This window comes from Nocardia violaceofusca NBRC 14427 (genome assembly GCF_963869435.1).
Classification (GTDB): Bacteria; Actinomycetota; Actinomycetes; order Mycobacteriales; family Mycobacteriaceae; genus Nocardia; species Nocardia aobensis.
On record NZ_CAWMPM010000004.1, the window covers coordinates 110,975 to 137,433 of the forward strand.

The 26,459-nt window shown below is 69.1% G+C and carries 23 protein-coding genes; 4 read left to right on the forward strand and 19 right to left on the reverse strand.

What is annotated here, in order from left to right; genetic code table 11:
• Positions 1 to 50: 50 nt before the first annotated feature.
• The 3 genes from AC5592_RS03015 to AC5592_RS03025 form a co-directional block, all read right to left on the reverse strand.
• Positions 51 to 257 (reverse strand): hypothetical protein, encoded by a 207-nt coding sequence (locus AC5592_RS03015; protein WP_063063300.1) that lies wholly within the window; start codon positions 255 to 257, stop codon positions 51 to 53.
• A 26-nt stretch (positions 258 to 283) separates the two neighbouring features.
• Positions 284 to 1,201, reverse strand: a complete 918-nt coding sequence (locus tag AC5592_RS03020) for a DAPG hydrolase family protein (RefSeq protein WP_063063301.1) — start codon at positions 1,199 to 1,201, stop codon at positions 284 to 286.
• A 206-nt stretch (positions 1,202 to 1,407) separates the two neighbouring features.
• Positions 1,408 to 1,950 carry a DUF8020 domain-containing protein gene (locus AC5592_RS03025; protein ID WP_036501320.1) on the reverse strand — a complete coding sequence of 181 codons (543 nt, stop codon included), beginning with the start codon at positions 1,948 to 1,950 and terminating at the stop codon, positions 1,408 to 1,410.
• Positions 1,951 to 2,377: 427 nt separating this feature from the next.
• On the opposite strand from AC5592_RS03025, the gene AC5592_RS03030 reads away from it, so the two are divergent.
• A complete protein-coding gene (locus AC5592_RS03030; RefSeq protein ID WP_269750143.1) occupies positions 2,378 to 3,532 on the forward strand; it encodes a PucR family transcriptional regulator in 1,155 nt (384 codons plus the stop codon).
• A 125-nt stretch (positions 3,533 to 3,657) separates the two neighbouring features.
• Positions 3,658 to 4,674, forward strand: a complete 1,017-nt coding sequence (locus AC5592_RS03035) for an Acg family FMN-binding oxidoreductase (protein ID WP_232329165.1) — start codon at positions 3,658 to 3,660, stop codon at positions 4,672 to 4,674.
• Positions 4,675 to 4,684: 10 nt separating this feature from the next.
• Here AC5592_RS03035 and AC5592_RS03040 read toward each other — a convergent pair whose 3' ends face one another.
• From AC5592_RS03040 to AC5592_RS03060, 5 genes are all read right to left on the reverse strand, one after another.
• Positions 4,685 to 5,719 carry a phosphotransferase family protein gene (locus AC5592_RS03040; protein ID WP_063063303.1) on the reverse strand — a complete coding sequence of 345 codons (1,035 nt, stop codon included), beginning with the start codon at positions 5,717 to 5,719 and terminating at the stop codon, positions 4,685 to 4,687.
• On the reverse strand, positions 5,716 to 6,486 hold the full coding sequence (locus AC5592_RS03045; protein WP_036501326.1) for an SDR family oxidoreductase: 771 nt from the start codon (positions 6,484 to 6,486) through the stop codon (positions 5,716 to 5,718). Before AC5592_RS03045 ends, AC5592_RS03040 begins: the two co-directional genes overlap by 4 nt.
• A gap of 1 nt (position 6,487) precedes the next feature.
• Positions 6,488 to 7,711, reverse strand: a complete 1,224-nt coding sequence (locus AC5592_RS03050) for an acyl-CoA dehydrogenase family protein (protein ID WP_036501327.1) — start codon at positions 7,709 to 7,711, stop codon at positions 6,488 to 6,490.
• Between the two features lie 37 nt (positions 7,712 to 7,748).
• Positions 7,749 to 8,567 (reverse strand): SDR family oxidoreductase, encoded by an 819-nt coding sequence (locus tag AC5592_RS03055; protein WP_063063304.1) that lies wholly within the window; start codon positions 8,565 to 8,567, stop codon positions 7,749 to 7,751.
• 137 nt (positions 8,568 to 8,704) lie between these two features.
• The gene (locus tag AC5592_RS03060) at positions 8,705 to 9,343 is read right to left on the reverse strand and encodes a TetR/AcrR family transcriptional regulator (protein WP_036501446.1); all 639 of its coding nucleotides are present in this window, start codon (positions 9,341 to 9,343) and stop codon (positions 8,705 to 8,707) included.
• 143 nt (positions 9,344 to 9,486) lie between these two features.
• Between AC5592_RS03060 and AC5592_RS03065 the strand changes: the two genes are divergently transcribed.
• Entirely contained in the window at positions 9,487 to 11,400 is a 1,914-nt protein-coding gene (locus AC5592_RS03065; RefSeq protein WP_063063520.1) for a vWA domain-containing protein, read from the forward strand.
• 72 nt (positions 11,401 to 11,472) lie between these two features.
• Here AC5592_RS03065 and AC5592_RS03070 read toward each other — a convergent pair whose 3' ends face one another.
• The 6 genes from AC5592_RS03070 to AC5592_RS03095 all read right to left on the reverse strand — a co-directional run bounded on the left by AC5592_RS03070 (position 11,473) and on the right by AC5592_RS03095 (position 18,926).
• The gene (locus AC5592_RS03070; protein WP_063063305.1) at positions 11,473 to 12,462 is read right to left on the reverse strand and encodes a polyprenyl synthetase family protein; all 990 of its coding nucleotides are present in this window, start codon (positions 12,460 to 12,462) and stop codon (positions 11,473 to 11,475) included.
• Between the two features lie 287 nt (positions 12,463 to 12,749).
• Positions 12,750 to 13,730: a terpene synthase family protein gene (locus tag AC5592_RS03075; RefSeq protein WP_063820368.1), complete on the reverse strand. Its 981-nt coding sequence runs from the start codon at positions 13,728 to 13,730 to the stop codon at positions 12,750 to 12,752.
• 459 nt (positions 13,731 to 14,189) lie between these two features.
• On the reverse strand, positions 14,190 to 15,053 hold the full coding sequence (locus AC5592_RS03080) for an alpha/beta fold hydrolase (protein WP_063063306.1): 864 nt from the start codon (positions 15,051 to 15,053) through the stop codon (positions 14,190 to 14,192).
• 293 nt (positions 15,054 to 15,346) lie between these two features.
• Complete coding sequence (locus AC5592_RS03085; RefSeq protein WP_063063307.1) at positions 15,347 to 16,480, reverse strand: LLM class flavin-dependent oxidoreductase; 1,134 nt, start codon at positions 16,478 to 16,480, stop codon at positions 15,347 to 15,349.
• Positions 16,477 to 17,841, reverse strand: a complete 1,365-nt coding sequence (locus tag AC5592_RS03090; protein WP_063063308.1) for an NtaA/DmoA family FMN-dependent monooxygenase — start codon at positions 17,839 to 17,841, stop codon at positions 16,477 to 16,479. The genes AC5592_RS03085 and AC5592_RS03090 overlap by 4 nt, the downstream gene beginning before the upstream one ends.
• Before the next feature lie 2 nt (positions 17,842 to 17,843).
• Positions 17,844 to 18,926 (reverse strand): LLM class flavin-dependent oxidoreductase, encoded by a 1,083-nt coding sequence (locus tag AC5592_RS03095; RefSeq protein WP_063063309.1) that lies wholly within the window; start codon positions 18,924 to 18,926, stop codon positions 17,844 to 17,846.
• Positions 18,927 to 19,193: 267 nt separating this feature from the next.
• Here AC5592_RS03095 and AC5592_RS03100 point away from each other — a divergent pair, with 267 nt between their 5' ends.
• Positions 19,194 to 20,270, forward strand: a complete 1,077-nt coding sequence (locus tag AC5592_RS03100) for an ABC-2 transporter permease (RefSeq protein WP_063063310.1) — start codon at positions 19,194 to 19,196, stop codon at positions 20,268 to 20,270.
• A 9-nt stretch (positions 20,271 to 20,279) separates the two neighbouring features.
• Here the strand turns inward: AC5592_RS03100 and AC5592_RS03105 are convergent, their stop codons facing one another.
• Genes AC5592_RS03105 through AC5592_RS03125 form a run of 5 tightly spaced genes read right to left on the reverse strand, consistent with a single transcriptional unit; the run spans position 20,280 to position 26,427 of the window.
• Positions 20,280 to 21,917, reverse strand: coding sequence for a dipeptide ABC transporter ATP-binding protein (locus tag AC5592_RS03105; RefSeq protein ID WP_063063311.1), 1,638 nt, complete (start codon positions 21,915 to 21,917; stop codon positions 20,280 to 20,282).
• A complete protein-coding gene (locus tag AC5592_RS03110) occupies positions 21,914 to 22,789 on the reverse strand; it encodes an ABC transporter permease (RefSeq protein WP_063063312.1) in 876 nt (291 codons plus the stop codon). Before AC5592_RS03110 ends, AC5592_RS03105 begins: the two co-directional genes overlap by 4 nt.
• A complete protein-coding gene (locus tag AC5592_RS03115) occupies positions 22,782 to 23,738 on the reverse strand; it encodes an ABC transporter permease (protein ID WP_036501451.1) in 957 nt (318 codons plus the stop codon). Before AC5592_RS03115 ends, AC5592_RS03110 begins: the two co-directional genes overlap by 8 nt.
• 5 nt (positions 23,739 to 23,743) lie before the next feature.
• Positions 23,744 to 25,351: an ABC transporter substrate-binding protein gene (locus AC5592_RS03120; protein WP_036501343.1), complete on the reverse strand. Its 1,608-nt coding sequence runs from the start codon at positions 25,349 to 25,351 to the stop codon at positions 23,744 to 23,746.
• Positions 25,348 to 26,427 carry an LLM class flavin-dependent oxidoreductase gene (locus tag AC5592_RS03125; RefSeq protein ID WP_063063313.1) on the reverse strand — a complete coding sequence of 360 codons (1,080 nt, stop codon included), beginning with the start codon at positions 26,425 to 26,427 and terminating at the stop codon, positions 25,348 to 25,350. Before AC5592_RS03125 ends, AC5592_RS03120 begins: the two co-directional genes overlap by 4 nt.
• Positions 26,428 to 26,459 lie beyond the last annotated feature (32 nt).

Sequence of the window (26,459 nt, forward strand, 5' to 3'; positions counted from 1 at the left end):
CGCGCACACCGTAGTCCCTGCGACCGGAAAATGGTGGCGAACTGTCGGTTTCAGTCCTCGCTGCCCGCCCGCTGCCCCACGAACGCCCGCAAGGCGGGATCCGCGGAGACGATGCGGTCGATCTCGTCGCCGCCGGTGCATTCGAACAGTCCGATGGTCACGTGGGCGCCGCGCCGGCCCAGCACTCGCCAGACGCCACCGCTGTCCTGCCAGCGGATCAGCGCGGCGACGGCGGGCGAGGTCGTCGAATCGGGCACCTCACCATTGTGACGGCCGAAACCGGTCAGGCGAATTCGTGGTACAGCTCGGGCAGGAAGCGCGCGAGGTGGTTCATCTCCTGCCCGCAGTGCAACAGCAGATCCCGCGCGAGGTCGAGTCCGGGGAGGAGGTCGCCGACGTCGGCGGCGGCACCGCGCTGCACCGCACGCGCGGCGTGCACCGGATCCAAGGTGTGGACTCCGTAGATGCGCAGGTAGAAGCGACTGCGCATCTCGCATCCACCGGGAATGGGGCGGACCTGGTGGGCCAGCCAGCCCAGATCGACCGGCGCGATGCTGCTGCCGACCCGCCCGAACACCACGGTGTGAGCGTCGGGCACGGTGAATCCGTAGACGACCGGATCGTGGAAGGCGATGGCGAGTTGCTGCAACTTCGGGCCGATGTATTCGTCGACGTAGGAGATGTTGCCGATATACCGCTGCCGGTCCGGCATCGCCCCATCGGTCCGATCGGCCGCCACCTCCGCGTACCGGTGTGCGTCCGGATGCCACAGCTTGTACCGGGCCGATTCGACCAGATGCCACCCGAACCACCAGTCCCACATGGCGGCCGTCACCCGCGCCATCTCGGTCCGCACCGCGACCCAGACGATTCCGGAATCGGTCTGCCCGTAGCCGGTTTCGATCGGCGCGTAGCCGGACGGCCCCAGCTCCGCGGGGAGGGCGGAAAAGGGAGGAATGCGATCGGCCGGGGTGGGCGGCCCCGCGTACGCCGCCGCGACCGCCGACTGCGGCGGGGCGGTGTGTTCGGTCATGAAATGGGCATACGGCGCGGCGCGGTCCTGCGCGGAATATCCGCCGTAGCGTGCGTTGTCGGGCCCGTCGGCGCGAGCCAGTGGCGATCGGGCCGCGGCGAACGCACCCGCGCCGGCGGCCGCGAGCGTCAGCGCCCGGCGCCGCGACAGGGCCGATGGTCTCACCATGCGACGAGGCTACTGCCCGGCACGGCGAGCAGATGCGCGAATGTGGTGGCTCCCAACAGCATTCGTGAACGGCGGCGGGTGTCCGGGTGCGACGAACGCGACGATGATGACTTTTCCCAGTGCGGCCGCACATCGAGTTCATGCGGCCCACCGCGGGCCGTGCGGGTTCGCCGGGCGATGGGCCGCACGGCCGCGCGAGGTACCGGCTACGGGGTGGAGTAGCCGATCAGGGCTCCGATCCCGGCGCCGATCGGGATGGTGATCAGGGCGCCGACGCCACCGAGGAAGAAGCCCAGGACCGCACCGATTCCGGCGCCGACCAGCGCACCGACACCCGCGTTGTACTGCTTGCGGGCGAGGGTGTCGGAGGCTTCGTCGATGGCCTGCGCGGTGCGCTCGGTCGCCGACTGCGGTGTCAGCGTCAGCGTGCGGCCGGCGTTCTCGATGCGCGGGGTGAGGCCGACGGTTCCCGAGGCCGTGCGCAGGCCGAGCGGAACCGAGGCGACGGCACGACCGGCGGCATCGGTGAGCGTGACCGAATCACCGGTGACGGTGAAGGATCCGGCCTCCACGGTGGTGGTCAGACCGGTGTGATCGGCGGTCGGCGCGGTGACGAAGCCGACGCCCTGTTCGACACCGCGCACCGCGATCTCGGAGGCCGTGGCCGGTGCGGCCTGCACGACGCCCGCGGCCGCGGTGGTGGCGCCGACGGCCAGAAGCGCGGTGGCGGCGAATTTCTTGGCTCTCATGATCTTTCCCCACAATCCGTCGGCCCGGCCGGGCCGACATGTCCCCTGTGGCCGGATCTCGGCCGCTCCCATTCTTACCCAGATACCGCTCCGGTGTTCGGTTTCCGATTCGTGAGCGCCGAAACATGCTCCCGCGCAACGGGTTTGCCTGCCATTCGCCGAGAAGAGCACGCTGTCGGGGCTGGTTTCGGGCGGCGACGGCGAAGGGTCCGATTGCCGGCCGGATACTGCGATATTCCCGACCGCCGATCGCCACCGCCTTCGCCATCGATTCGACCGACTGCGCCCGCACGTGCCGGACCGGCTCGTCATCACTCGGGGCGTCGACGAGAAGGCCTCGGAACTGCGCCGATGGTGGCCTTCCGACTCGGCGGCCGGACCGCGACCACCACCGTATCCGCCTCCGCTACCCGTATCGTCGACCGATGTGAGCGATGACGACGGTGCGACGCGCCCGCGATTGCGGCTCTCCGTGATCGGCGATCCCGGCGCCTTCGCCGAACACGTCTGCGCCCGGCTCCAGCGCGAGATTCCGGCGTACCGGGGGATTGCCGCATCGACCCTGGTGCCCTCGATCGCGGACGCGGTGGATCGTCTGATCAGCGCCACTTCAGCCGATCGGCCACTCGACGAACAAGAATTGGCCGACTTCCGTGAGTACGGCGCACTGCGTGCCGAACTGGGTGTGCCGCTCGATGCGATGCTGCGCGGATGGCAGATCGTGGTGGGGGAGGTGATCGAACGTATCGGCACCTCCGAACACTGGGCGACCCGGCCGGGCGCGGCACTGATGTCGGTGCTGGCAGCTCTGTTGCGCGCCTCGGACGCGGCCACGGTCGCCTACAGCTCCGGCCATCGCGAGGCCGAGGCACAGATCACCCGCCGTCTCGACACCCGGCGCGACGATATGGTGCGCGCACTGGCCGAGGGCGCCCTGCCCGCCGGGGAACTGCGCCGCCGCGCGCAATACATCGGGCTGCGCCTCGACGGCGCGTACGCGGCCTTCCGCGCGATCACCGATGAACCGGAGCACACCGAATGGGAGTTGCGGCAGCGGCCGGGGTTCCGTCCGCCGCGCGGCGTGGTGGCGATCCTGGACCGCGATGTGGTCGGCATCTGCGACCCGCACGACGATTCGGGGCCCTCGGCCGGAGTATTCCTCGGCGTCGGCCCCGCCTGTCCGCTCGAAGGGGTTCCCCATTCCCTGCGTATCGCCGGCCGGGTCGCCGAAACCGCGCGGCTGTTCGGCCGAGCGGGCCGCCACACCCTCACCGAGCTGGGCGTCCTACCGGCCGTGGTCGGCGACAGCGATGTGGGCAGCGCCCTGCTGCTTCGCTACATCACTCCGCTCGACGACGCCGAAGCCGGCTCGATACTCGACACCGTCGACGCGTATCTCGCGGCGGGCCTCAATGCGAGCGAAACCGGGCATCGGCTGTATCTGCACCACAACACGGTTCGCTATCGGTTGTCCCGATTCGAGGAGTTGACCGGGGCCTCGCTGAAGGATCCGCACGTGGCGCAGCAGGTGTGGTGGGCGCTGCGCTATCGGGAGCTGAATTCCGGCGCCGCGGAATCGTGAGCACAAGGTCACAAGTGCACGCCCCGCGATTTTGTGAACTATTACGAAACCAACCGGCCGTGCCGGCGGTTGATCGATACAGGGACTCGATATGGCGGCCGATATCCGCCGGTCACCGTCCCGGCATGTCCGTGCGACGCTCGAAAGGCAGAACCGGCATCATGACATTCGCCGATCCGTTCACCGCGGTCTTCGCCGACGCTGTGGAGATGGCCGTGCGTGCACCCTCGGTGCACAACACCCAGCCGTGGCGGTGGTCGCTGCGCGAGGAGACCATCCACCTGTACGCCGACGAGTCCCGGCAGCTGACCGTGACCGATCCGGCCCAGCGCGCACTGCTGCTGAGCTGCGGCACGGCGCTGCACCACATGCGGGTGGCGCTGGCGATGCTCGGCTGGTCCGCGCAGGTCACCTACCTTCCCGACGACACCGATCCCGACCACCTCGCGGCGATCACCATGAGCCCGCGGACCCCGTCGGCGCGCGATATCGACCTGGCCGCGGCGATCGCCCACCGGCAGTCCGATCGCCGCCGCTACAGCGGCCGCCCGGTGCCGCAGGCTCTCGTGCGCGAGGTGTCCGCCGATGCCCGCGCCTACGGCGCCGCCGCGCGGCAGGTACCGCCGGAGTTGCGCCCGGAATTGGCCGACGCCGCCCGGGTCGCGTCCGTGCGGCACGCCGCCGACCCCGCCTATCTGCACGAGCTGGCGGTCTGGAGCGGGCGGCACGGAACGACCGACGGTGTCCCGGCCGCGAACACCCCCGCACCACGTTCCGACGACGAGATCGCCAAACGCCGGTTCGAGTCGCCGGAGCTGGCAGATCCGGCCACCGAGCCCGAGGCCGCCGAATGGCTGGTGGTGTGCACGACCGGCGACGACCGCCTCGCGCGGCTGCGCGCGGGGGAGGCCGTGAGCGCGTTGCTGTTGTCGGCGACCACGCTGGGCCTGTCGTCGAGTCTGCAGTCCGAACCGCTGGCCATGCCGGATCTGCGCGCCGAGATACGCCGCCACGTGCTCGCCGAATGCGCGTATCCGCAGACGATGGTGCGGCTGGGCTGGCTGTCCTCCGGCGCCGCACCGCTGCCGCATACGCCACGGCGGCCGGTCACCGAGGTGATCGCGGCCGCCGTCGCGTACTGATCGACGCCCGTCAGAGGCCGGCCTCGGCGGCGATCTCGCGGGCGTGGGCGATGATCGCGTCGATGCGTTCGACGGTCGGTGTGCCCGCGGCGGCCTTGTTGCCCGGCGTATCGGCAGCGCGCCGCATGACACCCTCGGCGATGATCGCGAGTTTCCACAATCCGAGCACATGCCAGAACGTGAGAGCGTCGCGGTCGCGTCCGGTCTCGTCGAGGTAGGCGCGCGCCATCTCGGCTCGATTCGGGAAACCCGGCAGTGCCGAGGCCGGGAAGTCGCCGCCGATGTCCTCGCCGGGCTCGACCCAATAGGCGAGCAGACTCCCCATATCCGCGAGCGGATCGCCGAGGGTGGACAGTTCCCAGTCCAGTGCGGCCACCACCGCGCCGCTGTCTCGCGAGGTGATCACGTTGCGCAGGTGGAAATCACCGTGCACCAGCGTGGTTTCCCGTTGCGGCGGAACCGATTCGGCGAGCCGGCGGGTGAGGTCGTCGAGTTCGGGCACCTCGCGGGTGCGCGACTGCTCCCACTGTCGCGACCACCGATTCAGCTGCCGCTGCGCATACGGTTTGTGACTGGCCAGATCCGCCAGCCCCACCGCCTCGAGATCGACCGCGTGGATGCGCGCCAGGGTGTGGGTCAGGGATTCGGCGATGGACAGGCGTCGCCGCGGGGTCAGCGACTCCGCGACCTCCATGGTGTCCACGACCTGTCCGTCGACGTATTCCATCAGCACCACCGGTGCGTCACAGACCTCGGAATCGGTGGTGACAGAGACGATTTCGGGCACCGGGACATCGGTACCGGCCAGCGCGGACATGATCCGCGACTCGCGCACCACATCATGGGCGGAGGCCAGCAGCCGGCCGAGCGGCGGACGCCGCAGCACCCAGCGGTGCCCGGCGTCGTCGCGCACCAGATAGGTGAGATTGGACTGGCCGAGACCGATCCGGGTGAAGGTCGGGGCGCCGGTCAGCCCGACTCCCAGCCCGTCGATCCACCGGGTGATCGCCGCGGTGTCGATTCCACGGGGCTGCTCCGGCGTCATGGTGCCGTCCGGAATGCCGCCGGGTGGCCGAGTCGCTGCCCGCCGTCGATGACCATCACCTCGCCGGTGATCCAGTGCGCCGCGTCGGATACCAGGAATGCGATGGCCGACCCGATATCGTCGGGTTCGCCGATGCGGTCCAGGGCGGTCGCCTCCGCCACCAGATTCTCGTGTTCCCGCCACAGCGCCTCGGCGAGCTTGGTCCGCACCACGCCGGGCGCGACGGCGTTGACCCGAACCCGCGGGGACAGCTCCAGCGCCATCTGTTTGGTGAGGTGGATGAGCGCCGCCTTGGAGGCGTTGTAGAGGCCGAGATTCGCCTCGAAACCCATACCACCGATCGAGGCGGTGTTCACGACCGCGCCGCCGTGTTCACCCATCCACGCCTTGGTCGCCAGCGAGGTCCACAGGATCGGGGCCCACAGGTTGACGTCGAAGATCTTGGCGAACCGGCCGTGGTCCTGATCGATCACCGGGCCGAACGCCGGATTGGTGCCGGCGTTGTTGACCAGGATATCGACGCTGCCGAACCGCTCGAGGGTGCGGTCGATGCAGGCGCGCGCGGCGCCCTCGTCGACGGCGTGCGCGGCGATACCGAGCGCGCTGCCCTGTACCTGTGCGGCCGCGGCGTCGGCCGATTCCTGATCCCGCGAGGTCAAGACCACGTTGGCCCCCGCCGCGGCGAGAGCCTGCGCGGTCGCGAGGCCGATACCGCGCGAGGCGCCGGTGACGATCGCGGTGCGGCCGGTCAGATCCGCATTCGCCATATCAGTTGTCCGCCTTCACATCTCGATACTTGCGCAGTTCCTGCCGGGCCAGCGTGCGCTTGTGCACCTCGTCGGGCCCGTCGGCCAGCCGCAGCGTGCGCAGATGCGCCCAGGCCATGGCGAGCGGGAAGTCGTCGGTGACACCGGCGCCGCCGTGGACCTGGATGGCCCGGTCGACGATCTTCAGCGCGATATTGGGCGCGGCCACCTTGATCGCGGCGATCTCGGTGCGCGCCTCCTTGTTGCCGACGGTGTCCATCAGATACGCCGCCTTCAGGGTCAGCAGCCGGATCATCTCGATATCGATGCGCGCCTCGGCGATCCAGTCCTGGATATTGGCGTTGGCGGCGATCGGCTTGCCGAAGGTGATGCGGGTACTCGCGCGCCGGCACATCAGTTCCAGTGCGCGCTCGGCCATCCCGATGGCCCGCATGCAGTGGTGGATGCGGCCGGGTCCGAGCCGGGCCTGGCTGATCGCGAAGCCCTCGCCCTCGCCCTTCAGCACGTCTTTCCGCGGTACCCGGACATTCTCGAAATCGATTTCGGCATGACCCTCGCGGTCCTGATAGCCGAAGACCGGCAGGCCGCGCAGCACGGTCACACCCGGGGCGTCGATGGGGACCACCATCATCGACTGCTGCCGGTGCGGCGCGGCCTCGGGATCGGTCTTGCCCATCACGATCAGCACGGTGCAGTTCGGATGCAGCGCGTTGGAGGCGAACCACTTGCGGCCGTTGAGGACGTACTCGTCGCCGTCGCGCACCATCGACAGTTCCACATTGGTGGCGTCGGAGCTGGCGACCGCGGGTTCGGTCATCGCGAACGCCGAGCGGATCGTGCCGGCCAGCAACGGCTTCAGGTACTTCTCCTTGTGCTCGTCGGTGCCGAAGAGCGTGAAGACCTCCATATTTCCGGTATCCGGCGCATTGCAGTTGCACGCCTCCGGCGCCAGGTGGCTGCGGCCCATGATCTCGGCCAGCGGTGCGTACTCGAGGTTGGTCAGGCCCGGACCCCATTCCGCGTAGGGGTGGAACAGATTCCACAGACCGCGCCGCTGCGCCTCGGCCTTCAGTTCTTCGAGGATCGGCGGCTGGAAGTGCGGATCACCGGCGGCGCGCATCTGCTCGTCGTAGACGGCCTCGGCGGGGTAGACGTGCGAATCCATGAACTCCAGCAGCTGGGCGCGATACTTCTCGGCCCGCTCGGAGATGTCGAACATCGACATGTGATCTCCTGATCGTTGTGAAATCTGGTGGGCAGCTTCAGTTCTCGTCGAGCAGACTGTGCTGGTAGCGGCGCATGCCGGCCAGCCAGCGGTCGTAGTCGGATCCCTTGCGCCGGTACATCTCGAGCACGCTCGGATGCGGCAGGACCAGGAACTGCTCGGTGTCGATCGCGGCCAGCACCGCGTCGGCGACCTGTGTGGGTTCGAGGACCTCGCCCGCGGTGGTCACCGCCCGGGTCGAGGCCGCGCCGAGCCGGTCGCCGGAGTCGCGCCCGGCGTACAGCAGGGGCGTGTCGACCCCCATGGGGCACAGGCAGCTGACTCGAATTCCCTTGTCGCCGTAGGTGACCGACAACCATTCGGCGAAACCGACGGCGGCGTGCTTGGTCACCGAGTAGGTAGCCGACCCGATCTGGGTGAGCAGTCCGGCCGCCGAGGCGGTGCTGACGAAATATCCCTCGCCGCGCTCGAGCCACTGGGGCACGAGTTGAGTGGCGGCGCGGATGTGCGCGCGCACGTTGACGTCGAAGGAGCGGTCCCAGTCGGCCTCGGCGACCTCGAGCCCGACCGCACCGGCGATGCCGGCGTTCGCGAAATACAGGTCGACCGGGCCGAACGTCTTCTCCGCCAGCGCGATCAGGCTCGCGATCGCCTCCGGATCGCTGACATCGGCACCCGCGCTCACGCAGGCGCCGGGATGCTCGGCCGCCACCGCGTCGGCGACGCTCTTCGCGGCGGCCTCGTCGAGATCGGCGACGACCACTCGCGCTCCCGCGGCGGCGAGGCGGGCGGCGAGCGCACCACCGATACCGCCTCCGCCGCCGGTCACGATGGCCACCTTCTGCGCAACCTGCACTGCCGTACCCCTGTCCCTGTCCGTGATGTCACCTCACCGTAGTTGAGGTCGACGTCAAGTTCAATTGCGGGTGCGCGCGGACGCCGCACTCCGCTGTTGTAGCAGGTCTGCGCCGTGCCGAAGGGCGAAACGGCGAGTCAGGACTTGGCCGGGATGCGCAGCGCGTTGACCCACAACCGGGTCGCGGTGTAGGTCAGCTCGTCCAGGTCCACCGGACGGTCGGTGTCGTCGCCGCCCACGAAATGCCCGAAGGCCAGACGGCTCACCATCCCGGAGAGGGCACGCGAGGCGAGGAGGGGATCCAGCTCCGGATCGGCCAGTCCCCGGCGTTGCAGCGATTCGATACTGCGCGCGTTGCGGTCGATGAACGCCTCGGCGCGGCGCTGGCGCAGCACCCGGAATTCGGGGTCGATATTGGCGACCTGTTCCAGCAGGCCCATGAGTTTGGCATTGCGCTGATAGGCCTCGAAATAGGCCCGGTTGCTCGCGGCGACGACCGCGGCCGGATCGTCGGCCTCGGGCACATGCGGCATCCCCGGATGCAACATGTCCTCCTGGGCGATCTCCAGGACCGCAGCGAAGATCTCCTCCTTGCTGGAGAAATAGGTATAGAACGTGCCGGAGGAGCAATGGGCCGCGGTCGTGATGTCGACCAGCCGGGTGTCGAGATAGCCACTGGTCTCGAAGACCCGGCGGGCGGCGGCGATCAGCGCCGAGCGAGTGCGCAGCCCGCGTTCGGTGGTGGGCAATTCCCGCAGCAGGGAAGTTCTGGCCATCGACGGCGCCGTGTCCGTACTGCGACCATCCTCGCCGAACTTTCCCATGCAGCAGTTATAGCCGACGCGGCCGATTCGGTAGCAGGCAGCCGGATTTGTCGTATTAGGGTCTGTTGATCTTGGAAGTCATCGGAGTGGAGAGTATGTCGAGATTGAGGAAGCTGCTGACGCTCGGGGCGGCAGCGGCGGCGGTTGTGCTCACCGCGGTGCCGGTGCACGCGCAGCAGCAACCCGAGTACGCGCCCACCATGCTGGTGCTGGACGCTTCGGGATCCATGCGGGCCCCGGATCCCGGCGGCGGCACGAAACTGGATGCGGCCAAGGCCGCTGTACACAGTTTCGTCGCCGCGGCCCCGCCGCGGTCGAGAGTGGGACTGACGGTGTACGGGACCGGAACCGGATCCTCGGACGCGGAGAAGGCCGCCGGATGCGCGGATGTGCGCACGCTACGCGGCGCCGACATCATCGACAGAGCCGCCGTGAACACCGCCGTCGACGGTATCGAGGCCAGCGGATACACGCCGATCGGCGCCGCGCTGCGGGCCGCGGCCGAGGCGCTTCCGAAGGAGGGCCCGCGCTCGATCGTCCTCGTCTCCGACGGCGAAGACACCTGCGCGCCACCGGATCCCTGTGAGGTCGCCCGGGAACTCGAGCGCCAGGGCGCCAGGATCGTGGTGCACGCCATCGGATTCGGTGTCGACGGGCCCGCGCGCAAACAGCTCACGTGCATCGCGCAGCAGACCGGCGGCACGTACACCGACGCCGCCGACGGCACCTCGCTCGAACGCGTTCTGCCCAGGGTGAGCCAGGCGGCGTTGCGCACCTATACGCCGATCGGCGCACCGATTTCCGGCGCCGCGGCCTATCGAGACGCGCCGATCGCGGCGCCGGGTCAATATCTGGACACGATCGCCCAGCACGAGACGAAGTACTACGCCCTGGACGTGCCGCAGGGGGCGATGGCGTACTTCAGTGCGACGGTTGCCTTCCCGCATGTGCGGCAGAAACAGTCCGGCAACGACAACAGCGTGTTGTACCTGCGGGTCTACGGCGAGGACGGCAAGGACTGCAACGTCTTCGGGTTCGAGCAGGTCGTGAACACCAGTGACGGTGTGGCCCTGACCGTCACCAAGGCGTGGGACGGCGCGACGAAGACCGATTCCGGGTCCGACAGCGCCGCGAACGCGTGCCGCGGCGGCGGTCGCTACTACTTCGCACCCGAATGGCACGGCGTCGCCGACAACATGCCGCAGCAGATGCCGATGGAGTTGCTGTTCGGAATCGAGCCCGCGGCCGGCGACCCCGGCCCGCCCGCGTCGACCACACCGACGGCATTCACGCCACCGGCCGGCAGTACCGTCGCGGTGACGGGAGGTGGATCATTCAATGCCGCAACCACATTGGAAGGTTCCGGCGGCTATTCCGACACCCTGCAGCGTGGCGAGTCGGTGTTCTATCGGGTGCCGCTCGGATGGGGGCAGGGTCTCGCTTACCGGGTGAACTTCCTGGATTCCGACAAGCACGGACTCGACGGGCTGTCACGGGTCACGACCACGCTGTACTCGCCGATTCGCACCGAGATCGATCACGACTTCGCCGGCTACAACGGAGAATCCGCGACGATGCCGGCCGGCGATCCGCTGGCCACGCTGCCGGTGCGCTACAGCAATCGCACGGCCGGGGCCGGTAAGGGCACCGAACAGAGCCTGGCGGGTTGGTACTACATCGCCGTCTCCGTCAGCGCCTCGAATGTCGAAGGGCTCGGTGCGCCGGTCCCGATTCGCCTGGATGTGACGGTCGGCGGGGCCCCCGAACCCGGACCGCATTACGAATCCGCCACGGCGAAGGGCATATTCGGTGAGCACGCGACGCAGTCACCGGACGCGTCGTCCTCGGCGAACAGCGACGGCCGGTCGCCGGTATCGGCCGCCCCGGAATCCGGCGACGGGGTTTCGCCGACGGTCCTCGTCGCCATCATCGCCGGTGTCGTCCTGCTCGGACTGCTTCTCGGCGCGCTGGTGGTGATACGGAGCCGCCGCAAGAACTCGCGCCCCTAGGGCGCCGCTGCCGAGGAACCGCCGGAAATCGAGGGCCGGTCCGTGATCGCTTGCCGGTGATCACGGACCGGCTCACCTGTTTCGCCGGACCACCACGTGTGCCAGGGTTTCGAGATCACCCCGGGCGACACCTGACGGCAGCCCGGCCAGTGCGGAACGCAACGCCCGGTCGGCGTAATCGCGGGTGAGTTCACGGCCACCGGCGGCAGCGACCAGCTCCGCCGCGCGCGCTACATCGGCCGTCGTCATCGGCCGTGGCTCGCGGTACAGCCGGGCCAATTCGCGGCCCGCGTCGGTATCGGAGGCCAATGCGCACACCACCGGAAACGACCGCTTCCGTGCGGCCAGGTCGCTGAGCGCGGGTTTACCGGTCACCGCCGGATCGCCCCAGATGTCGATGGCGTCGTCGACCAGTTGGAACGCGAGCCCCAGATTGCGGCCGAAGGTGTTGAACGCGGCCACCGTCCGCGAATCCGCACCCGCGCACAACGCGCCCAGCGCGCACGAACAGCCCAGCAGCACAGCGGTTTTGCCCGCCGCCATGGACAGATAGTCCGCGATGCTCACATCCGGCCGGGTCTCGAAATCACAGTCCTGATATTGGCCGTGGCACAGCGTCGCGGCGGTGCGGGCCAGCCGGATCACCGCGGCGGCGCCGGTCTCCTCCGGCACTCCGCCGTCGGAGAGCACGGCGAACGCCAACGCCTGCAACGCGTCTCCGAGCAGCGTGGCATTGGTCGTGCCCCACAGCCGCCAGACCGTGGGCCGGCCGTGGCGCAACGGGTCGGCGTCCATCACGTCGTCGTGCACGAGGGAGAAGTTGTGCAGCAGTTCGACCGCGGCACCGGCGTGGACGGCATCGGCGGCCGGTGCGCCGCAGGCGGCCGCGGCGGCCAGGGTCAATGCCGGGCGCAGACCCTTGCCGTGCGCGCCGGTGCGCGGATTGCCCTCGGCGTCGCACCAGCCGAAGTGGTAACCGGCCATCCGGTCCAGGGGATGACCGAGTGTCGCGACAGCGGCCCGCAGGACCGGTGCGATCGCCGCGTGGGCATCAGTGAGCAAGGCTCCCGCAGTGCGCGTACCGGGTGTGGCATCGCTGGTGGTGCGTGGGCGGCGCCCGGGTTCGCGAGGGAGCGCGCAGTCCTTGCGGTCCGCTGCGGGAAGACGTTGTTCCGGAGGGTAGGTGGTGGGTTTGGATGATCGCATTACCGGCCCCGCTCGCTAGGGCACAGCCGCCGCGCCCGCTCCGCGTCGCGGTCGGCGGTGCGTGAAGTATTCATCGTCGCACCGGAATCCGCGGGCCGGGCGGTGGCCCGGGTTGCGTTTGCGCAACGCCCGCGGGTTCGCCGTCAGGTCAGGGGTGCGCCGTGCTCGAGTGCCTCGCGCGGCGCACTGGTGTAGCGCGCGGCCTGATAGTGGTAGTCGAAGTTGGCTCGCACGTAACGGGTGTAACAGGTTGCGGTACTGAGGATATCGGCGCGCTCGCGGCCGGACAGCCCCGCCGCGTCGAGTTCGGCGGGCAGCGCATCGATGCCCGTCAGCATCCGGCGCACACATCCGGTGAGCATCCGGTCGACCACCTCCACCGCCTGTTTCCGGTCGAGGCCCTGCTGCCGTTCGGCCAGCAGCACCGAGTTGTACAGGTACTCCGAGGCCTCGTCGGAGTCGATGGACAGGATGTCGTTGAACAGTCCCATATGTTCGACCGACGCCTCCCGTATCGCACGCAACGCCGGCAGGGCGCGCGCAGCCGCGCACAGGTCGACACCCTCCGCGATCTCGCTGATATCGAGAAATACGTACAGGGCCACGGAATCGCGCCGGTGGGCCCGATAGTCGTCCAGATCGGGATAGCGATCGGTGAGACGCCCGATGCTCTCGGTGTAGTAGGTCCACAGCCACGCCGAGAGTTCGGTGCGCACGGCATGGCGCCACTGGCTGGAACGTCCGGCGCGCAGTTCGCGCCAGAGTTCGGCGAAGGCCACCGCGAGCACCCCGCGCGGTTGCGCACCGTCTTCGAACACCTCCTCCAGTTCGGTGATGGTCGCCAAGGTCCGTGCCGGGTCGGGAATTTCGATGTCGAACTGATCGTCGACGATGAAAGCCCACGCGGTGAAACGGCTCAGCAATCCCAGCGCGTCCACCCCGGCGTACGGGCACCACAGCGCGTACATACGAGCCGGCCGGGTCCGGCGCATGCGCCGGCGAGTCGGCTCCGAGGGAACCAGATCACAACGTTCGAGCCAGGCCCACATGACCTGCTCGGCCTCCGATTCGGCGGGATTGGCCCCCTCCGAATCGAACGGCATGAAGAACTCAGTTACATGCATCGAAACCGCCTATCTCGCAAGCAGTTTAACGTGGAGGCGGCAATCCGGGCATTCGGTTTGCCATATCGGGTCGAACCGGCGTGGCGACAAGACGAAGTGCCACAACGGATTCGGATCGATATCGCGCCTGCCGGTGGTCGACCTACCGATTCGACCGTGCAGGCGCCGCACCGTCGGATATCCATGGCGGGGCGACATTCGTTACCGGAGCATTCGGCGGGCGATCGCCGGCGAGCCGCGCGGAATACCATCGGTGCCCGCGGCCGGGATCGGCCCGTCGGGCGGCTGTGGGGAGTAGGCAGCGGGCAGGCAGGGCACCTCCGGCCTCTAGGCCGTCGCGTGTGGCATGGGCTCAGCGGCGATCCGCCGCGGCCACCGCGTCAGCACGACCATGGCAACCAGGAAGCGCCTGCCGCCGGCAACAGCCGCTCGATGCGGGCGCGGACTCACGAGTACATTTCATGCGTGCTGGAGTGCCAGCATGCCGGCCAGCAGCGGGTCCCAGGTCGAGGCCGGAAGTTCATGCCCGATGCCCGGCAGCGGGAGCAGTTCGGCGCCCGGGATCGCACGAGCCATGGCCTGCCCGTTCCCGTACGGGAAGAACGGGTCGTCGGTGCCGTGCACCACGAGGGTCGGCACGGTGATCTCGACCAGACGCTCCCGCCAGCGCCCGCCCGCCTCGACGAACGCCAGATTGAGCACGCTGGAGCCCATATCGGTGGTGCGTTCGACCGTGCGCTTCGCCTGGCGCCGTGCCCGCTGTTCGTCGAATCCGTGTGCGCCGGAGAGTGTCCGGGCTTGTTCGACGCGATAGTCGATCACCGCGGCTCGGTCGGACCAGTCCGGAGCGGGTGTCGCGGCGAAGAAGCCCATGATCCGATCGGAGTGTTCCGGCAGATCCGGATCCGCCGGGCCGGGCGCGGTCGGCCGGGTGTTGATCAGAGTCAGGGCCGACACACGGTCGCCGTGATCGAGCGCGGCGAGCTGACAGATCCATCCGGCCACCGAGAAGCCCACCAGGTGGGCGCGCGGCAGTCCGAAGACGTCCATCAGTCCGACGATGTCGGAGACCAGGTCCCGGAGGTTGTATCCCGGCGAGCCGGTCGGATAGGCAGTCGACCGGCCGGTGTCGCGAATGTCGTAGCGAAGCACGAACCGGCCGGCCCCGGCCAACCGATCACAGAACTCGTCTTCCCAGAAGAGTCCCGACGTGGACGGCAGCACCACCGGAGGCTGTCGCCGGTCTCCGAAGGTGGTCACACACAGGTCGGCGCCCCCGACGGTGACGAGGTGTTCGGGCGAGCGTTGACCATGAAGCGGCACGGCGACTCCTCCGCGTTTGCGTTTGCTGAGGAGACCCCTTCCACGGCCGAAACTCATCGGTCGCGCAGTAGAGTCTGACGCCGTGGCATCCCTTTCCCATCGGCCACCCCGAATGCGCATCCATACCGGAGGATGTGGGTCCCTGCGGCTACTGGCCCCGAGTGGCGACATACGGGCCGTTCATCATGCTTTGGGGAACGGTCTTCATCGCGGGCGCCGAAGCAGCGGTGGGTCTGATGTTCGTCGCCGCGTTGGGTCTGTTCGCGGCGTCAGGTTCTCGCCACGAGTAGATCCTAGGCGGCGCGGACCTGCGGTAATCCCCATTCGGCGGCGAGCAGTTCGTGTGAGCGCAGCCGGTCCTCGTGCCGGTGGGTGACGCTGGTGACGACGAGTTCGTCGGCGCCGGTCAATTGCTGCAGCGCGGAGAGCCGTTCGGCCACCGAACCCGGGGCGCCGACGAACTGGGTGGTGACGCGATCGTGCACCAGGCGCTGCTGCTGTTCGGTCAGCGCGGGCGCGGTGTCGGGGTCGAGGTATTCGGCGGCGCCGGCGCCGCTGCGGATGCTGTAGACCCAATGGCCGTAGGTCGAGGCCAGGTGGGCGGCGGTCGCGTCGTCGTCGGCTACGACCACATCCGCCGACACCACCAGATACGGCCGGTCGAGAACCGCCGACGGCCGGAAGGCGGCGCGGTACGCCTCCACCGTCTCCACGATCGTGCCGGGGGAGACGTGATAGTTGGCCGCGAACGGCAGTCCGAGCCGGCCCGCGAGCTGAGCGCTCTCACCGCCGGAACTACCGAACAGCCACAGTTGAACCTCGGCACCCTCGCCCGGAACAGCATGCAGGGCAATACCTTCCGAGCTGCGGTAGTTCCCGGTCAGCAGGTCGCGGATCTCGCGGACCTGACGGCCGTAGTCCAGCGGCTGGGTCCCGGGCAGTTGCAGCGCCTCGAAACTCGCCGCCAGCCGGGCGGTATCGAGCAGCCGTCCGGAACTGAACGGCGGCGGGATCACCACACCGTCGCGTACCCGGGTCGGACGGTCGGGCGCGGGCACCGGTTTCACCCCCGCCGAGCGCACCTCGGCGATCCGATGCGCCGAGCGCCCCAGGCCCAGATCCAGCCGTCCCGGATACAGCGCGTCGATGGTGCCGAACGCCTCGACCACCGCCGCGGAGGTGTGGTGGCCGACCTGCACGGCGGCCGAGCCGACCCGGATGGTGTCGGTGGCGGCCGCGATCAGGGCGATGAGCGTGGTCGGTGCGGAGGAGGCCACCGCGACGAAATGGTGTTCGGCGACCCAGAATCGGCGGTAACCCCACGACTCGGCGTGGCGGGCCAAATCGACGGTGTTGCGCAGCGCCTGCCGCGGTGTGGACCCGGCACTGATGGGGGAGAGATCCAGAATCGACAACGGCACGGTCATGACGCTCGCACTCCTTCGCTGCCGCGATGCGGATGGCGCACCCCCAGATGTTCGCGCAGGGTCACACCGGTGTATTCGGTTCGGAAACTGCCCAGGTCCTGGAGCTCGGGAACGACCTTGTCCACGAATTCGTCGAGTCCGGCGGGCGTGAGATGGGGGACGAGCACGAACCCGTCGGCGGCGTCGGACTGGACGTACCGATCGATCTCCGCGGCGACCTGAGCGGGCGTGCCGACGAACTGCTGGCGCGCGGTCACCTCGATGATCAGTTCCCGGATGCTCAGCTTCTCGGCCTCCGCCTTGGCGCGCCAGGCCTCGGCGATCGCGCGCGGGTCCTTGGCGTGCCGGACGCGTCCACGGGTGATGTTCGCGTTGTCGACCGGATCGATCTCCGGTAGCGGGCCGTCGGGGTCGTAGCCGGAAAGGTCACGGCCCCAGACCTGTTCGAGGAAGGCGATCGCGGTCTGCGGTCCGACCTGCTGCAGCCGGATTTCCCGCGCCCGCTCCTGCGCGTCGGCGTCGCTGTCACCGAGCACGAATGTCGCGGCGGGCAGGATCTTCAGATCGTCGCGCCGGCGGCCGTACTTCGCGAGCCGGGTTTTGATGTCGGTGTAGAACTGGCGCCCGGCCTCGAGTTCGCCGTGGCGGCTGAAGATCGCATCGGCTTTCGCGGCGGCGAATTCCCGGCCCTCCTCGGAATCACCGGCCTGGATCTGCACCGGATATCCCTGCGGGCTCGCCGGCAATCCGTAGACGCCCTCGATATCGAATTGCGTTCCGCGATACCTGAATCGGGGCGCCGGGCCGCCGAATATCCCGCGTTCGCGGTCGACGACCGGCGCCCCGCCGGCGCGACTGTCCCAGATCGCGCGGGTCGCGTCGACCACTTCCGCCGCGCGCACGTAGCGCTGCGAGTGGTCGAGATAGCCACCACGCCGGAAATTCTCACCGGTGAACGCGTCGGACGAGGTGACGGCGTTCCAGGCGGCCCGCCCACCCGACAGGTGGTCCAGGCTGGCGAATTGCCGTGCGAGTTCGAAGGGTTCGTTGAATGTGGTGTTGATCGTGCCGGCCAGGCCGAGATGGGTCGTGACCCCGGCGAGCGCGTCGAGCACGGTGAAGGTGTCGGGACGACCGACCACGTCGAGGTCGAAGATCCGGCCGCGGTGTTCGCGCAGGCGCAGCCCCTCGGCGAGGAAGAAGAAGTCGAACAATCCGCGCTCGGCGGTGCGCGCCAGGTGGACGAAGGAGTCGAACTCGATCTGGCTGCCCGATTCCGGCACGCTCCACACCGTGGTGTTGTTCACCCCCGGGAAGTGCGCGGCCAGATGAATCTGCTTGCGTACCTGTTGTTTCGGCATCCTCATCCTCGGGCGAGTGCGTAGCGGTTGGCGGGGCGCGTCAAGCCGATGCGGCCGCGCAGGCTGCGTGCCGGGCGGTCGAACGCCGCGGTGAACGCGGGCACCGCCAGTGGCCGCAACACCAGACCGTCGGCGGCGCACTCGCGCTGGGTCCGGTCGAGCAGCGCGCGCAGTCCGTCGGCGGTGCCGAGGTGGCGCACGGTCGCGGGCGGGGCCGCCGGACCCCAGGCGTCCAACTGGTCGAGTTCGGCGTGCGCCCGGTCCTCGGTCGCGGCCAGATGCACCTCGACGTCGAGCAGGATCCGCACCTCGTCGGGGGACCGCCCGGCCGCGGCGACCGCGGAGCGCAGCCGGGTGCGTACGGCGGCCGCTTCGTCGAGGTCGGCGGCGCCGACCCGGATCAGATCCGCGCGATGGACCGCGAGTCGGGTGCTCGCGGCCGACTCGGCGCGCACCGCGATCGGCGGCTGCCCCTGCGGCGGCCGAGGCGTGATCGAAGGACCCTTGACCGAGAAGTTCTCGCCCTCGAAATCGATGTAGTGCAATCGGTCGCGGTCGATGAAGCGGCCGGTCGCGAGATCGCGGATCTCGGCGTCGTCCTCCCAGCTGTCCCACAGCCGGGTCACCACCTCGATCGCCTCGTCGGCCTCGCGCCACAGCGAGGCGTCGTCCTGCGGCTGTTTGCGGCCGAACAGTGCCGTCTGCTCGGGCTCCGCGGAGACCGCGACCTCCCAACCGGCCCGGCCGTAGGTGGCGTAGTCGAGGGCGGCGATCGCCTTGGACACGTGGAACGGTTCGGTGTGGGTGACCGTCGCCTGCGGGATCAGCCCGATGCCGCGGGTCGCGGCGGCGGCGCGGGCGGCGAGCGCGATCGCGTCGAGCGGGCCGTAACCATGCGCGTCCACACCGAAGGAGTCCGGGAGGAAGACGAAGTCGAGTCCGGCCCGGTCGGCGGCGGTGATCGCGTCGAGCCAGTAGCCGGGCGTGAACAGCTCCTCGGCGCGGGAGTCGGCCCGCCGCCACGACGCCGGGTGGATACCCGTGCCGGACAATTCCACCCCGAGCAGAGGCGGGAACGACGACATGCGAAGGCGTCCTTTCGATCGACAGGAGAGACACCGCCGAATCGCGGTTCGCGGGAAGCGGAGATGTCCCGCGATCGCCGGATGGGCAGAAGCTCAAACTATGAGAAATCGCCTGCGGCGTCAGCACTCTCGATCGCGGTGAATTCTATTCTTGCGGCGGACGGCATCAGCGGGGAGCCGAGAGGGCGAGGACGACTCGATGCTGTCGGGCCCGCCGTTCGTGCCCACTTCCGGAAATCCGGAGCCGCGGGCTCCTAAGGTGGCGGCATGTCCGACAGCGAGCGGAACACCCCGGCCGCAGTGCCGGTGGCCCCGACCGGATGGCGCGGCCGCCTGCACCGATTCCGGCACTCGCCGTATCTGCCGGCGACGGTGCTGGTGTTCATTCTGGCGATCGCGGCCGGACTGTTCGCCGGCTCCTACACCTATATCCTCGCCAATCCGACACCGCACCGGATCCCCGTCGCGGTCGTCGATGCGGGCACCGCGGTGCCGGCGCCCGGCCGGCGCTTCCTCGACACCATGGATCAGGCTCTGAACGGCTCCCTGCATCCGCTGCACTACGACACTCCGGCAGCGGCGCGCGAGGCCGTCGAATCGCAGCGGGTGTTCGCCATCCTCGATGTGCGCAGCGCGGAGCGGATCCCGGTCGATATTTCCGGTGCGTCCGGGTCGTCGGTGGCCCAGGTGGTGGTCACCGCGGCCGCCGAGGCGAGCCGTCAGACCCGGATACCGATCGCGGTGACCGATATCAATCCGCTGCAGCCCGGCGATCCGCGCGGATTGGCGATCTTCTACATCACGCTGGCGGCGGTGATCATCGGCTTCGTCGGCGCCATCCAGCTCGGTGTACACGCCGGTGCGTTGAGCGCGGTGCAGCGGATCGCGTTCACCGTCGCCTACGCCCTGCTGGGCGGGTTCGCGATCGCCGCCGTGGTGGATTGGTGGCTGGGCGCGCTGACGCTGCCGTTCGTGCAGTCGTGGGGAATTCTGGCGTTCACGATGTTCACCTCGGGCATGATCTTCTCGATGTTCAGCGCGCTGTTCGGACGCTGGGCGATGATCCCGACCTGGGGTGTGATGGTGCTGCTGGGCAATCCGTCCTCCGGCGGCGCGGTGTCGTGGCCGCTGCTGCCGTCGGTCCTCGGCGCGATCGGCCGCTGGCTACCGCCGGGCGCCTCGGTCAACGCCCAGCACACCGCGGTGTATTTCTCGGGCCACCAGCACGTCTTCCCGTATCTGGTGCTCGCCGGGTGGGCACTGGTCGCCTCCACGGTGTTCTGGGTGTGGCGGGACCGGCAGGCCGGCGCGGGTGACCCCGACCCGGCCGATTCCGACCAATAGTCCGCGACCTCAGGCGGACCTTTCGATCACCGGCCGCGCGAACCCGCCCGGCACCGCGGCGAGCAACTCGCGCGTGTATTCGTGCCTGGGATTGTCGAAAAGCTCTGCGGTGGTCGCTGTTTCGACGATCCGACCCTGCCGCATCACCGCGACGCGGTCACTGATGCGGCGCACCACGGCCAGATCGTGGGAGATGAACAGATAGCTCAGCTCCAGCTCGGACTGCAGTCGCTCCAGCAGCGCCAGGATCTGCGCCTGCACCCCGACGTCGAGTGCCGACACCGGCTCGTCCAGCACCAGCACGTCCGGGCGCAGCGCCAGCGCCCGCGCGATCGCGACACGCTGCCGCTGCCCACCCGACAGCCGCTCCGGGCGCCGGTCCGCGACCTCGCCGGGAAGCGCGACCTGCTCGAGCAGTTCGGCGACCCGGGCGCGGCGTTCACCGCGATCGCCGATCCCGAAGGCCTGCAACGGTTCTCCGACGATCTTCGCGACGCTGAGGGTGGGATTCAGCGACGTGTACGGGTTCTGGTACACCACCTGGACGCGGCGGCGAAACTCCCGCAGTCCGGCGCCACGCAACCCGGAGACATCGCGCCCGTCGAAGCGGATGCTGCCCGCATCGGGTGCCGACAGCCTCGCGAGGATTCGAGCGGTGGTGGTCTTGCCGGAGCCGGATTCGCCGACCAGCGCGAGTGTTTCGCCGCGATCGAGATCCAATGACACGTCGTCGACCGCATCCGTGCGCACACCCCGCGCGATCCGGAAACTCTTGCGCAGACCGGTCGCCACCAGCAGCGGTTGTTCGGCACGCGGGCGCGCCCGGCGCACCGGTGTCTCGGCGCTCGGCGCGGCGGCGAGCAGCTCGGCGGTGTATTCGTGCTGCGGATCGGTCAGAACGGCCGCGGTGGTTCCGGTTTCGACGATCCGGCCGTGCCGCATCACCACGATCCGATCGGCCCGGTCGGCGGCCACCGCCAGGTCGTGGGTGATCAGCAGCACCGCGGTGCCGAGTTGTGCGGTGCGATCGGCGAGGTGGTCGAGGATGCGGCGCTGCACGGTGACGTCCAGGGCGCTGGTCGGCTCGTCGGCGATCACCAGTTCCGGTTCGCAGGCCAGCGCGATCGCGATCAGCACCCGCTGACGCTGCCCGCCGGACAGATCCTGCGGATACTGCCGTGCCCGCACGTCCGGCCGGTCCAGGCCCGACTCGGTGAGCAACCGCACCGCCTCCAGTCGCGCCGTGCGACGGTCGGCCCGCCGATGGATGCGCAACACCTCCGCCACCTGATCGCCGATGCGCTGCACCGGGTTCAGCGACGTTCCGGGGTCCTGCGGGACGAGTCCGATGCGCGCACCCCGCAGGCCGCGCAGGGTGCGTTCGGACGCGGTGTCGAGCCGGTGCCCGTCGAAAACGATTCCGCCGCCGGACACCTCCGCCGACTGGGGCAGCAGGCCGATGACGGCATGCGCGAGTGTGGATTTTCCCGAACCCGATTCGCCGACCAGCGCGACGGTCTCCCCGCGCGCGATCTCCAGCGTCGCACCGGACACCGCGTCCGCCGACGTGCCGCTGTAGCGGACGTGCAGGTCGTCGACCCGCAACAAGGTCTCGTCGCTCATGGTCGAACTTCCGGTATATCTCATCGCTCCTCCGGGGTCCCGATCGCGCGGCCGATGCGCTGGGCGGCGAGCACCACCGCGACGATCACCAGGCCGGGCAGCGTGGTCATCCACCAGGCGAGCACGAGGTAGTTGCGGCCCTCGGAGATCAGCGAACCCCATTCCGGGGTGGGTGGCGCGGCACCGTAGCCGAGAAAGCTGAGCGACGAAATCGCCAGCACGGCAACGCCGAATTCGACCGCGGCCAGCGCGGCGACCGGCGCGTACGCGGTGCGCAGGATATGGCGCAGCAGCACGGTGTGCCAGCGCACTCCGGACGCGAACGCCGCCTCCACGTAGGGCGCGCGACGCACCCGCAGCACTTCCGCGCGCATCACCCGCGCGAACCGGGCGATCAGCGCCACTCCCACCGCGATGGCCACATTCCGGGTGCCCAGACCGAGCACGGTGATCAGGACCAGTGCCGACAACAGCTCCGGAATCGCCAGCAGCACATCGACTCCGCGCATGACGACGGCATCGACGGTCCCGCCCAAGGTGCCCGAGACGAGACCGATCGCCGAACCGATCACCAGTCCCAGCAGCACGGCACAGACGGTCGCCGACAGTGTCAGCGCCGCCCCGTGCGCCACCCTGGTGTACAGGTCGCGGCCGAGGTTGTCGGTGCCGAACCAGTGCTGCAAGCTGGGGCCGCGGAATTTCTCCTCCGGCACTCCCGCGCGTGGATCGTCGCCGGCGAGAAGCGAGGGCGCGACCGCCCAGCCGAGCACCACGATCAGCACGAGAACCGACACCGCCAGTCCGGCGGAGGCACGCAGACGTTTCGGCGCCAGCGCCCGCCGCACCTCGGTGATCCGTGCGGCCGTGGGTTCGGCGATGAGCAGAGTGTCAGACATGAGCGCCCACCTTCTCTCGGGCGACGGCGACGCGGGGATCGAGGAGCGGATAGATCAGATCCACCGCCAGGTTCACCACCACGAAGGCCAGCGCGGCGATCAATACGATGCCCTGCACCACCGGAATGTCTTGATGCAGCACCGCGTTCTGGGTGAGCCGGCCCAGGCCGCCGCGCGAGAACACGGTTTCGACCACCACGGAACCCGCCAGCACCGTGCCGACCCACAGTCCCGCGACGGTGAGCGCCGGCCCGGCCGCCGCGCGCAGCACATGCCGCCACTGCACCCACAGCCGCGAGGCGCCCTTGGCGAAGGCCACATCGACGAACGGCTGCCGCCACGTGGTGGCCAGACCGCTGTAGAACACCTGCGCGATCACCGCGCCGACCGGCACGGCCAGCGTGATCGCGGGCAGGATCGTGCCGCTGAAGCCGGTCCCGCCGAATGCGGGCACGAGGCGCAGCCGGAACGAGAACAGTTGCAGCAGAAGCAATCCCACCCAGAACGTGGGCATCGCGGCACCGATCGGCGGCAACGCCGTCAGCAGATTCCGCAACCACGGGCGCCGGGTGTAGGACGCGGCCACGGCCAGCGCGGTGCCGAAGACGATCGCCAGCAGCAGCGCGAGACCGGCCAGCGCCAGCGTCGAGGGAATCGACTGCGCCAGCGCGCCGGTGACGGACTGCCCGGTGTTCAGCGAGCGTCCGAGGTCACCGCGGACGGCGTGGGTGAGCGCGGTCCAATACTGTTCCGGCACCGAGCGATCCAGCCCGTATCTGGCCCTCAGTTCCGCGATGGCGGCCGGATCCGGAGGCACGCCCGGATCCGCGTCGACGGCCATCTGCACCGGATCCGACGGCAGCAGGAACAACACGGCGAAGGAGATGGTGAACGCCGCCCACAGCACCCCGATCGCCTGCAGCACCCGCACGATCACATACCGGGTCATCGGAGTCATCGCTTGCTCAACCAGGTGTCGTAGAACTGCAGGCGCGCCGAGGCCTCGAACTTCAGATCGTGCACCGCGCCGGACACCCCGATCGCCTGCGACAGTTCGATCGTCGGCAACCACAGTCCGTTCTCGATCACCGATCGCTGCGCCTGCCCGATGATCCCCGCCCGTGCCGCCGGGTCGGTGGTCGAGAGCTGGTCGGCGAGCGCCTGGTCCAGCGCCGGAATCGGACCGCGCTGGTTGAGGTTTCGCTGCCCGCGGCCGAACGTGGTGCGCAGGATGTCGCCGTCGGCGCGGGTGGTGTTGAAGTAGGTGGCGTCGAAATCTCCGGAGTTCTGCCGCGCGGTGTAGTCGGCGACGGGCGTCAACTCCAGCCGGATGTCCACTCCGATCTTGCGCAATTGCTGCTGCACCAATTCCAAGGTCGCCTGATTCGCGGCGAACTGCGCACCGAACAGGACACCGAACGACAGTCGCCGCCCGTCCTTCACCCGGATCCCGTCGCCGCCGGGGACCCACCCGGCCTGATCCAGAATGCGGCGCGCCTGGTCGGGGTCGTAGGCTATCGACTTCGAAAGATCGACGTAGCCAGGTGTTTTCGACGCCAGCGGCCCGGTGGCGGGCAGGAACTGCGGCCCCAGCACCGTATCCACCAGCTGCTTGCGGTCGATTCCGTGCAACAGGGCTTGGCGCACGGCGGAATCCGACAGCGGCGCGCGGCTCACATTCGGTTGCAGCCCGAAGGGAACGCCGGGGTTCGAGTCGAACTGCACCTTGGCGCCGGCGGCCTCGAGTTGCGGAACGTCCTGGGGCAGCGCGTCACTGACGGCGTCGAGCTGATTCGACGACAGGCTACCGGTGCGCACCCCGGCCTCGGGGACGACCGTGAATTCGATGCGATCCAGATACGCCTCGCCGGAATGCGCGAATACCGCCGAACCCCACCGATATCCGGGGCGCTTCACCAGCGTGGCCGACGCGTCCTGGCGATAGCCGGCGTAGACGAACGGACCGCTGCCGATATTGTCGCCGAGGCAGCGCTGTTCGGCCGGTTTCGCGGTGGTCGCGTCCGCGAGAATCCCCAGCTGCGGTGTCGAGGAGGCCTGCAGGAACTGGGCGTTCGGCGCGTCGAATCGAACCTCGGCGGTGAGCGGATCGACCGCCGTGGTGCCCGCGTAGCCGGCCAGATAGCTCGCTCCCAGCGGCGCTTTCGCCGCGGTGAGCGTGTGCACGATGGCGTCGAAGTTCTTCTGCACCGACGTGGCCGTCAGCGGGGTGCCGTCACTGAACGTCACATCGGGCCGCAGATGGAAGGTGAAGGTCTTCGCGTCCGGGCTCACCTGCCAGGAGGTGGCCAGCCACGGCTTGATCTCCCCGCTCGCGGGATCCTGGTCGGTGAGCGAATCCACGATCTGGCGTGCCACGTACAGGGTTTGGTTGGTACCGGCCTGGGCCGGATCCGAGCAGGTCGGCGCCTGCGACAGGCCGTAGCGCAGGGTGCCGCCCGGCTGCGGGGGACCGGCGTCGCCGCCACCACCGGAGGTGTTCGCGCAGGCGGCGATCGCCAGCGTCGCGGTGAGCGCGAGCGCCGGCGAGAGGATTCGTTTCATTCGGTGACTCCGGGTGGATCGATACGATAGCGGTCGCCGCCGAGCGGACGGCTGGGAATGGCCTGGCGCAATGGGGGCGCCACCTCGGCCTGGAACAGTTCGAGACTTTCGCGGTGCTGCTTGTCGGTGAGCCCGTCGCCGTCGGCGCCGAGATGGATCACCTCGTGGCCCAGCCGCGCGTGATAACGCCCCAACTTGTCGAGCACCTGCTGTGGGCTGCCGACGACGGCCGAACTGCGCTCGATGAAGTCCTCCACCGACGTGAAGACCTCCGGCGCACCGAATTTCCGGGCGACGGCGCGGCGTGCTTCGAAGATCGGGCGATAGGTGTCGAGCGCGGTGCGGGAATCGCGGGCGACGTAGAACCCGGCCGTCCCGGCGCCGACCAGCGCGTCGGCGGGGTCGTGGCCGTGAGCCGCCCAGCGTTCCCGGTAATGGTCGACCAGTTCGGCGTACGGTTCGATCGGGTACGTCACATTCGCGGAGAACAGTGGATCGCCATGGCGCGCGGCCACTTCCACCGATTCCCGGCTGGTGGCGCTGCCGTGCCAGATCCGCAGTTCCGGCTGCAAGGGCCGGGGCAGGGTCTTGGCACCGGACAGCGACGGCCGGAACCGGCCCGTCCAGGTGACGTCGTCGCTGCGCCACAGCTGCCGGAACAGTTCGTAGCCCTCGCGGTTGCGGTCCCATTGGTCGGCGGTGGTGACGTGGAACAGTTTCGCCTGCGCCGCGCCGTTACCCTTGCCGACGATGAGCTCGAGACGGCCACCGGACAGATTGTCCAGCGTCGCATAGTCTTCGGCGGCGCGCACCGGATCGAGCAGGCTCAGCGTGGTGACGCCGGTGAACAACGCGATCCGGGAGGTCAGCGCCGCGATGTGGCTCAGCACCACCGGCGGCGCGGACGACAGGAACGGGTCCTCGTGGCGTTCGCCGACCGCGAACCCGTCGTAGCCGAGCGTCTCGGCGAGCCGGGCACTGTCCACTACGCGGCCCAGACGGCGCGCGGGAGATTCGAGTACGCCGGTCACCGGGTCGGGCTGGTGGGTGATCAGCGTCAACAACAAGAATTTCATACGTGGACGGCACCGGCCTCGCCGCGCACCGG